Origin of the sequence: Streptomyces sp. NPDC002785 (genome assembly GCF_040295565.1) — a bacterium.
Classification (GTDB): domain Bacteria; phylum Actinomycetota; class Actinomycetes; order Streptomycetales; family Streptomycetaceae; genus Streptomyces.
In genome coordinates, this window is record NZ_JBEOVN010000061.1 from 26,545 (window position 1) to 35,352 (window position 8,808).

Annotated in this window: 6 protein-coding genes; all 6 read right to left on the reverse strand. The window is 66.2% G+C overall.

From position 1 onward, the window contains the following. Positions 1–78 precede the first annotated feature (78 nt). Positions 79–1,230 (reverse strand): ABC transporter ATP-binding protein, encoded by a 1,152-nt coding sequence (locus ABTZ94_RS16980; protein ID WP_351201834.1) that lies wholly within the window; start codon positions 1,228–1,230, stop codon positions 79–81. Next, positions 1,223–2,281, reverse strand: a complete 1,059-nt coding sequence (locus tag ABTZ94_RS16985) for an ABC transporter ATP-binding protein (protein WP_351201836.1) — start codon at positions 2,279–2,281, stop codon at positions 1,223–1,225. The genes ABTZ94_RS16980 and ABTZ94_RS16985 overlap by 8 nt, the downstream gene beginning before the upstream one ends. Positions 2,282–2,295: 14 nt before the next feature. Continuing rightward, positions 2,296–3,243: an ABC transporter permease gene (locus tag ABTZ94_RS16990; protein ID WP_351201838.1), complete on the reverse strand. Its 948-nt coding sequence runs from the start codon at positions 3,241–3,243 to the stop codon at positions 2,296–2,298. Next, on the reverse strand, positions 3,236–4,162 hold the full coding sequence (locus tag ABTZ94_RS16995) for an ABC transporter permease (RefSeq protein ID WP_351201840.1): 927 nt from the start codon (positions 4,160–4,162) through the stop codon (positions 3,236–3,238). Before ABTZ94_RS16995 ends, ABTZ94_RS16990 begins: the two co-directional genes overlap by 8 nt. 148 nt (positions 4,163–4,310) lie before the next feature. Beyond that, positions 4,311–5,954 carry a peptide ABC transporter substrate-binding protein gene (locus ABTZ94_RS17000; protein WP_351201842.1) on the reverse strand — a complete coding sequence of 548 codons (1,644 nt, stop codon included), beginning with the start codon at positions 5,952–5,954 and terminating at the stop codon, positions 4,311–4,313. A gap of 653 nt (positions 5,955–6,607) precedes the next feature. Next, on the reverse strand, positions 6,608–8,479 hold the full coding sequence (typA, locus tag ABTZ94_RS17005; RefSeq protein WP_351201844.1) for a translational GTPase TypA: 1,872 nt from the start codon (positions 8,477–8,479) through the stop codon (positions 6,608–6,610). Positions 8,480–8,808: the final 329 nt, after the last annotated feature.

Sequence of the window (8,808 nt, forward strand, 5' to 3'; positions counted from 1 at the left end):
GCTGGCCGGCTCGTACGCCGACCACAGCAGAAGGCCCGGAACCTGAGGTTCCGGGCCTTCCGAGTCACACGCGTCGCACTACGAGGCCGCGCCGACGACGTCCTTCTCCTCGGCGAAGTGGCACGCCGACTCGTGCGCGGCCGGGCTGTCCGAGGACTTGAAGCGCTCGGGGACCGCCAGCAGCGGCATCTCCGTGGCGCACTTGTCCTGGGCCTTCCAGCACCGCGTACGGAAGCGGCAGCCCGACGGCGGGTTCGCCGGCGACGGGACGTCACCGGTGAGGATGATCCGCTCGCCGCGCTGGCGGGCCTCCGGGTCCGGGACCGGGACCGCCGACAGCAGCGCCTGGGTGTAGGGGTGCGTCGGGTGGTCGTAGATCTGCGTGTCCGTACCGATCTCGGCCATCTTGCCGAGGTACATCACGCCGACCCGGTCGGAGATGTGCCGGACGATGGACAGGTCGTGCGCGATGAAGACGTAGGAGAGGTTGAACTCGTCCTGGAGCTTCTCCATCAGGTTGATGACCTGCGCCTGCACCGACACGTCGAGCGCGGAGACCGGCTCGTCGCAGATGATGATCTCCGGGTTGAGCGCGAGGCCGCGGGCGATGCCGATGCGCTGGCGCTGGCCGCCGGAGAACTGGTGCGGATAGCGGTTGATGTACTCCGGGTTGAGGCCGACGACGTCCAGCAGTTCCTGGACCTTGGTGCGCCGGTCGCCCTTCGGGGCCACCTCGGGGTGGATGTCGAAGGGCTCGCCGATGATGTCACCGACCGTCATACGCGGGTTCAGCGAGGTGTACGGGTCCTGGAACACCATCTGGATGTTCCGGCGGACCGCCTTCAGCGCACGCCCGGACAGCCTGGTGATGTCCTGGCCCTTGTAGAAGACCTCGCCGGACGTGGCCGTCTCCAGCGCCATCAGCAGCCGCGCGACCGTGGACTTGCCACAGCCCGACTCGCCGACGATGCCGAGCGTCTCACCCTGGTAGAGGTCGAAGGAGACCCCGTCCACGGCCTTGACCGCGCCGACCTGGCGCTTGAACAGGATGCCCTGGCTCAGCGGGAAGTGCTTGACCAGATTGCGGACCTGGAGGATCGGCTCACCGCGCTCCACCGGTGCCTCGATCGCGGCGACCGCCGTCGTCTCGTCGACGGCGTCGACCGCCACGACATCGGTGACGTTCGGGGTGGCGTCCATGGAACCGTCCGTCTTGTCGAGCTCAGCCATGGATCGTCTCCTTCCAGAAATGGCAGGCGCTGCCGCGTCCGGGCAGTTCGCTGCCGTCCTGCTCGGAGACCGGCGCCAGGGCCGGGATCTCCGTGCGGCAGATGTCCTGCGCCTTGGGGCAACGCGGGTTGAAGGCGCAGCCGGACGGAACCTTGAGCAGGTTGGGCGGCAGGCCCTTGATCGCGTAGAGCTCCTGGCCCTTCTGGTCGAGGCGCGGGATCGAGTCGAGCAGACCGCGGGTGTACGGGTGCGCGGGCCGCTTGTAGAGCTCGTGCACCGGCGCCGTCTCGACGATCCGGCCCGCGTACATGACCGCGATCTTGTCCGCGACGTCGGCGACGACGCCGAGGTCGTGGGTGATCAGGATCAGACCCATGTTGAACTCGCTCTGCAGCTCCTTGAGCAGGTCCATGACCTGGGCCTGGACCGTCACGTCGAGCGCGGTGGTCGGCTCGTCCGCGATGATCAGGTCGGGCTCGAGGGCCATCGCCATGGCGATCATGATGCGCTGGCGCATACCGCCGGAGAACTGGTGCGGGTAGTCGCCGACCCGCTGCTTGGCGGCAGGGATCTTCACCCGCTCCATCAGCTCGATGGCCTTGGCCTTGGCCTCCTTCTTGGAGAGTCCCTGGTGGACACGGAACATCTCGCCGAGCTGATAGCCGACCGAGAGCACGGGGTTGAGCGAGGAGAGCGCGTCCTGGAAGATCATCGCGATCTTCTGGCCACGGATCTGCCGCCGCTCCTCGTAGCTCATGGTGAGCATGTCCTGGCCGCGGTACAGGATCTGGCCCTGCGGGATCTTGCCGGGCGGCATGTCGAGAATGCCCATGATCGCCTGGGCGGTCACGGACTTGCCGGAACCGGACTCACCGAGCACGGCCAGGGTCTCGCCCGAGTCGACGTTGTAGTTCACACCGTTGACGGCCTTGGCGACTCCGTCACGGGTGTGGAACTCCACGTGCAGGTCGCGCACTTCGAGGAGTGGGGCGTCGTCCGACCCCCCGGCGCGGGGCGCCGGGATGTCTGCTGTCTTGTCCTTGATGGTCACGTCGTACGCCCTCCTCAGCGCAGCTTCGGGTCGAGGGCGTCGCGCACCGCGTCGCCGAGCATGATGAACGCGAAGACCGTGAGGCTGAGCATTCCGGCCGGGAACAGCAGGGCATGCGGGTTGTCCCGGATGGCCTGGCTGCCCTCGGAGATGTCGATACCCCACGAGATCGTCGGGTCCGCGAGCCCCAGTCCGAGGAACGAGAGTGTCGCCTCGGCCGAGATGTATCCGCCCAGCGCGATCGTGGCCACGACGATGGTCGGGGCGAGCGCGTTCGGCAGTACGTGCCGGAAGAGGATCCGCGGGGTGCCGGCGCCGAGTGCGCGGGCCGCCGTCACGTAGTCCGCCTGCTTGGCGGTGATCACGGAGGCCCGCATCACACGGCAGATCGAGGTCCAGCCCAGGAAGGCGAGGGCCAGGATCACCACGTAGACCTTGCGTTCGGTGAAGGCGTTCAGGACGACCATCGCACCGAGCAGGAAGGGGATGCCGAAGAAGATGTCGGTGACCCGGGAGATCACGGAATCGAGCCAGCCGCCGAAGTATCCGGCGAGCATGCCCATCAGGCCGCCGACCAGGGTGACTGCCGCGGTGACGCCGACACCGACCATGATCGAGGCGCGGGTGCCGTAGATGACACGCGCGTAGATGGAGCGTCCCTGACCGTCGTAACCGAACCAGTCGGGCTGGAAGAAGTGCCCCAGCTCCGGCTTGGTCAGGAAGTGGTTGGTCAGATCGCCGTCGCGCGGGTCGGCGCTGGTGAACAGCCCCGGGAACGCGGCGATGATCAGCAGGAGCAGCAGCAGGACCGCCGAGATCCAGAACATCGGGCGGTGACGCAGGTCGAACCAGGCGTCGCCCCAGAGGCTGCGCGGCTTGCCCTGGGCCTTGTGGCCCTCGGCTGCGGTCGGAGCGGCGGCCTCGGCCACCGCTTCGGTCTGGGTCTCGGTCACGTCAGGCATACCGGATCCTCGGGTCCAGGACCGCGTACAGCAGGTCGACGATCAGGTTGATCACAAGGATGACGAGGACGAAGACCGTGACAACGCCCACGATCGTCGATCCTTCACGCTGCTGCAGCGCCTTGAAGAGCAGGTTTCCGACACCCTGGACGTTGAAGATGCCTTCGGTCACGACCGCTCCGCCGATGAAGCCGCCGACGTCCGTACCCAGGAAGGTGATCACCGGGATCAGCGAGTTGCGCAGCAGGTGGACGCCGATGATGCGGCGCCGGGGCAGGCCCTTGGCCATCGCGGTACGCATGTAGTCGGCGCGCAGGTTCTCCGCGAACGTGGTGCGGGTCAGCCGTGCCACGTATGCCATGGACAGCATGGCGAGTACGAAGCCCGGCAGGAACAACTGCGCGTAGTTCGTGGAGTCCTGGACGTTCGGAGCCACCCAGCCGAGCGTGTCCGCCAGGACGAAGCGGGCGAGGAAGCCGAGCACGAACACCGGGATCGAGATGACGATCAGGGTGAAGACCAGGACGCCGGTGTCGGCGGCCTTGCCGGCCCGCAGACCCGCCCAGGCGCCGAGCCCGATGCCGACGATGATCTCGATGAGCATGGCCACGGCGGTCAGCCGCAGTGTCACCGGGAAGGACTCGGACATCTCGTCGATGACTTCGCGACCACCGAAGGTCTTGCCGAAGTCGCCCTGGAAGAGATTGCCCATGTAGTCGATGTACTGCTTCCACAGGGGCTGGTCGAGCCCGAACTCATGGCGCAGCGAAGCGACCTGTGCGGGGTCCGCCGCCTTGTCTCCCCACATCGCCCGGATGGGGTCACCGGGAAGGATGTGGACCATGAGGAAAATAATCAGAGTGGTCCCGATGAATACCGGGATCATCTGGAGCAATCGCCTTGCGACGTAACGCCCCATCATGCCTCCATGCCGTGAGGGGTCGGCGATGGCCTTCTCAGAGTTGTCTCCGCCGCGGGGTGTGGGGGAGAGCCCCGGGCCTACGCCTACGGGCCGGTTCCGCCGCCCTCGAAGAGGAACGGCGGAACCGGCCTTCGGATCCCGATACTTACTTCTTGGCCTTCACCTGGACGTCGGTGAAGATGGGGTCGCCGTCCTGGCCGTAGGGAATCTTCCCGAAGACGTTGACCGACTGGCCCGAGTTGTTCTTGTAGAACCACAGCGGGATGGACGGCATGTTGTTCTTCAGGAGCTGCTCGGCCTCCTGGTAGAGCTTGACGGTCTCGTCGAGCGTCTTGGCCTTGTCGGCCTTCGAGGCGAGAGCGTCGAACTCCTTGTTGGAGTAGCCCGAGGTGTTGCCCGCGGCGGTGGTGCCGTACAGGTCGCGCATGAAGTTCGAGTTGACCGGGTAGTCGAGCACCCAGCCACCGCGGTACATGGACTTGACCTGCTTGTTGTCACGGGCGTTCAGGTCGGCCTGGAAGTCCGGCTTGGAGTCGCCGATACACTCGACACCGGTGGCCTTGCGGATGCTGTTGCAGACCGCGTCGACCCACGGCTTGTGCGACTGGTCGGCGTTGAACTGGATCGAGATCTTGTTGCCCGGGACGCCGCCACCCTGCTTGATGAGGTCCTTGGCCTTGACCGGGTCGAACTTCGTGATGTCGCCGAGGGCACCGGGCTTGTAGCCGAGCACACCGCGGGCGACGTACGAGTCGGCCGGGGTACGGGTGCCGTGCAGCACGGTCTTGGTGATCGTGTCACGGTCGATGGCCATCGACAGACCCTGGATGACCTTGGGGTTGATGCCCTTGAACTGCTTGGTGTAGAACGCCGGGACGATCGACTGGATCGCGGAGTACTCGGCGTCGATGGCGCGGTCGCCGAGGTCCTGCTTGTAGCTCGTCAGCGAGGTCGTCGGGATCTGCTCGATCCAGTCGAGGTTGTTCGACCGCAGGTCCGAGTAGGCGGCGTCGGCGGTGGTGTAGTTCTTGAAGTCGATGCCACCGTTCTTGGCCTTGTTCGGGCCCTGGTAACCGTCGAACTTCCGGACCTTGATCAGCTTCTTGTGGTCCCACGAGACGAACTTGTAGGGGCCGTTGCCGATCGGCTTCTGGCCGGCGGCCTTCGGGTCCTTGAAGAAGGACTCGGGCAGCGGCGCCCAGACGTCGTAGCCGAGCTTGTACGCGAAGTACGAGACCGGACCGGTCAGGGTGATCGTGAAGGAGTTCTCGTCGACGACCTTCAGACCGGACATCTTGTCCGCCTTCGGGGCACCCTTCTCGGGGTGGACGTCGGCGTAACCCTTGATGTCCTGGAACCAGCTGGAGTTGGTCTGGTTGTTCTTGACGTTGGCCGACCAGTTCCAGGAGTCCACGTAGGACTTGGAGGTGACCGTGGTGCCGTCGTGGAACTTCCAGCCCGGCTTGAGCTTGACGGTCCACACGGACGAGTCCGCGTTCGGCGTCACGGACTCGGCGTTGACGTACGTGAGCTTGCCGGTGCCGGGCTCGTAGTCGACGAGACCGGCGAAGATGGTGCGCAGGACACGGCTGCCCTGGCTCTCCTTGGCGTTCGCCGGCTGCAGCGGGTTCTGCGGCTCGCTGAGCTGGGCGGTCAGGATCCCGTTCGGGTCCGCCTTGCCCGACTTCATGCCGCTGTCGCTGCCCTTGTCGCTACCACCACAGGCGGTCGCAGCCAGGGCGATGATTGCCGCTCCCGCGACCCACTTGGCGCTCTTGGCACCACGCATGGGTTTCCTCCTCATGAGTCCACTTTTGACTACAAGAAGGGCACTGGAGTTGATACACCGACACCCCTGACGGCGATCGTTTCAGTGCCCCTAGTGTGCTCGTGAGTCGACACTCCCCACAGTGCGTGACCCATTGACCCGAGCTCAATGGAGCCAACTATCGAGTACGGCCGGGCCATAAACCACACTTAAAGGGTCTCGGTTTGACAACATCGCCGAGGCATGGTTGACCGAAATCCGGACAAAGTGATCCCAGACAGACACGCCCTAAACGGACCGTTAACACATGTTCCGGAGAGCAACGCCCGATAACCGGACGCACAACCAGCGAAAACGGGTTGCACGCCTGCGCGCGCAGCACCCCGGCAACGCTTGGCGGTCGGGGGGCGAAAAGTGCCCCGCCCGCACGGGCAGATCGGCGGGCACGTGCACAGGCTACCGGCCGACCGGATCAGCGGTACTCCTTCTTCACGACCGCGGCCGATGACGACTTGGACGGCTTCGTTGTGCAGCGTGTCAGAAGTGCGGGGGAAGACAGCCGAGAGGCCCGGCTCCCCGCGGACTTGCGGGGAGCCGGGCCTCTCAACAGCCGTGCTCATCAGGCTTTGTGCGCGCCCCGGGACAGGAGGTGTCCCGGAGTCGCTGTGCAGGGATCAGCGCTTGGCGCGCGACGCGGCGCGGCCTCGCTCCTTCTGGTCCAGGACGACCTTGCGGATACGCACGGTCTCCGGGGTCACCTCGATGCACTCGTCCTCGCGGCAGAACTCCAGGGACTGCTCCAGGGAGAGCTTGCGGGCCGGCACCACGTTCTCCGTGGTGTCCGCGGAAGCCGCACGCATGTTGGTGAGCTTCTTCTCCTTGGTGATGTTCACGTCCATGTCGTCGGCGCGGGAGTTCTCGCCGACGATCATGCCCTCGTAGACCTCAGTGCCGGCCTCGGTGAAGATGACACCCCGCTCCTGCAGGTTGACCATCGCGAACGGGGTCACCGAACCCGAGCGGTCCGCGACCAGCGAGCCGTTGTGACGGGTGCGCAGCTCGCCGAACCACGGCTCGTGGCCCTCGAAGATGGAGTGCGCGATGCCCGTACCGCGGGTCTGCGTCAGGAACTCCGTACGGAAGCCGATGAGGCCGCGGGACGGGACGATCCACTCCATGCGGACCCAGCCCGAACCGTGGTTCGTCATCGTCTCCATGCGGCCCTTGCGGGTCGCCATCAGCTGGGTGATCGCGCCGAGGTGCTCCTCGGGGGAGTCGATCGTCATGCGCTCGATCGGCTCGTGCGTCTTGCCGTCGACCTGCTTGGTGACGACCTCCGGCTTACCGACGGTGAGCTCGAAGCCCTCACGGCGCATCTGCTCGACGAGGATGGCCAGCGCGAGCTCACCGCGGCCCTGGACCTCCCAGGCATCGGGGCGCTCGGTGTCCAGGACGCGGAGCGAGACGTTACCGATCAGCTCGCGGTCGAGGCGGTCCTTCACCTGGCGGGCGGTGACCTTGTGGCCCTTGCCGCCCTTGCCGACGAGCGGCGAGGTGTTCGTACCGATGGTCATCGAGATGGCCGGCTCGTCGACCGTGATCAGCGGCAGCGCGACCGGGTTCTCGGGGTCGGCCAGCGTCTCGCCGATCATGATGTCCGGGATACCGGCGATGGCGCAGATGTCGCCCGGGCCCGCCTTCTCGGCCGGCTTGCGGGTGAGCGCCTCGGTCATCATCAGCTCGGTGATGCGGACGTTGGACATCGTGCCGTCGCGCTTGATCCAGGCGACGGTCTGGCCCTTGCGCAGCTCACCCTGCTCGACGCGGCAGAGCGCGATACGACCGAGGAAGTTGTCGGCGTCCAGGTTGGTGACGTGGGCCTGCAGCGGCGCCTCGTCGTCGTACTGCGGAGCCGGGACGTGCGCCAGGATCGTGTTGAAGAACGGCTCCAGGTTCTCGCTGTCGGCCGGGACGGTGCCGTCCTGCGGCTTGGTCAGCGAGGCGACGCCGTCACGGGCGCAGGCGTAGACGATCGGGAACTCGATCTGGTCCTCGTCCGCGTCCAGGTCCAGGAACAGGTCGTACGTCTCGTCGACGACCTCGGCGATCCGGGAGTCCGGACGGTCCGTCTTGTTGATGCAGAGGATGACCGGCATCTTCGCGGAGAGCGCCTTGCGCAGCACGAAGCGGGTCTGCGGGAGCGGGCCCTCGGAGGCATCGACGAGCAGCACGACCGCGTCCACCATCGACAGACCGCGCTCGACCTCGCCGCCGAAGTCGGCGTGGCCGGGGGTGTCGATGATGTTGATCGTGATCGGGTCCCCGCCGTCCTTGGGGTGATACTTCACCGCCGTGTTCTTGGCGAGGATCGTGATGCCCTTCTCACGCTCCAGGTCGTTCGAGTCCATCATGCGTTCGTCGAGGTTCTCGGCGGCGTGCGCGGCGAAGGCGCCGGCCTGCCTGAGCATGGCGTCGACCAGCGTGGTCTTGCCGTGGTCGACGTGGGCGACGATGGCTACGTTACGGATGTCGTGGCGCGTGGGCATGGGTGGCTTGCGCTTCTCTCGGATCGTGGGATCAGGCGTCTCAGTCGCTCTCGGGTCCTCGTACGCCCGCCGGGCGGACGCGCCACGGCTACCCCCCATGGTACGGGGCTGGCGCCGCGGCGGCTTCCCGGGCAAAATTTACCGGCGGCATAACAGGCGCACGGCTTCGCGGGTGGCGGCCGATGCGTGCTTACGACCTCCCCCACGACAGGGAGCAGATCAGCGAGCGGCGTCATGCGGCTTCGATTGCAAGGCGGAGGAAGGAAGCGACGCAGAGCGTCGCTGACTGACGACAACGCCGCAAGCGGAGTCGCAGGGCGTCGGGAGCC

What these genes read in the sequence shown, in the direction of transcription:
- ABTZ94_RS17000 (WP_351201842.1), bottom strand. Translation starts at nt 5,954, where the DNA reads ATGCGTGGTGCCAAGAGCGCCAAGTGGGTCGCGGGAGCGGCAATCATC.
- ABTZ94_RS16980 (WP_351201834.1), bottom strand. Translation starts at nt 1,230, where the DNA reads ATGGCTGAGCTCGACAAGACGGACGGTTCCATGGACGCCACCCCGAAC.
- typA (WP_351201844.1), bottom strand. Translation starts at nt 8,479, where the DNA reads ATGCCCACGCGCCACGACATCCGTAACGTAGCCATCGTCGCCCACGTC.
- ABTZ94_RS16990 (WP_351201838.1), bottom strand. Translation starts at nt 3,243, where the DNA reads ATGCCTGACGTGACCGAGACCCAGACCGAAGCGGTGGCCGAGGCCGCC.
- ABTZ94_RS16995 (WP_351201840.1), bottom strand. Translation starts at nt 4,162, where the DNA reads ATGGGGCGTTACGTCGCAAGGCGATTGCTCCAGATGATCCCGGTATTC.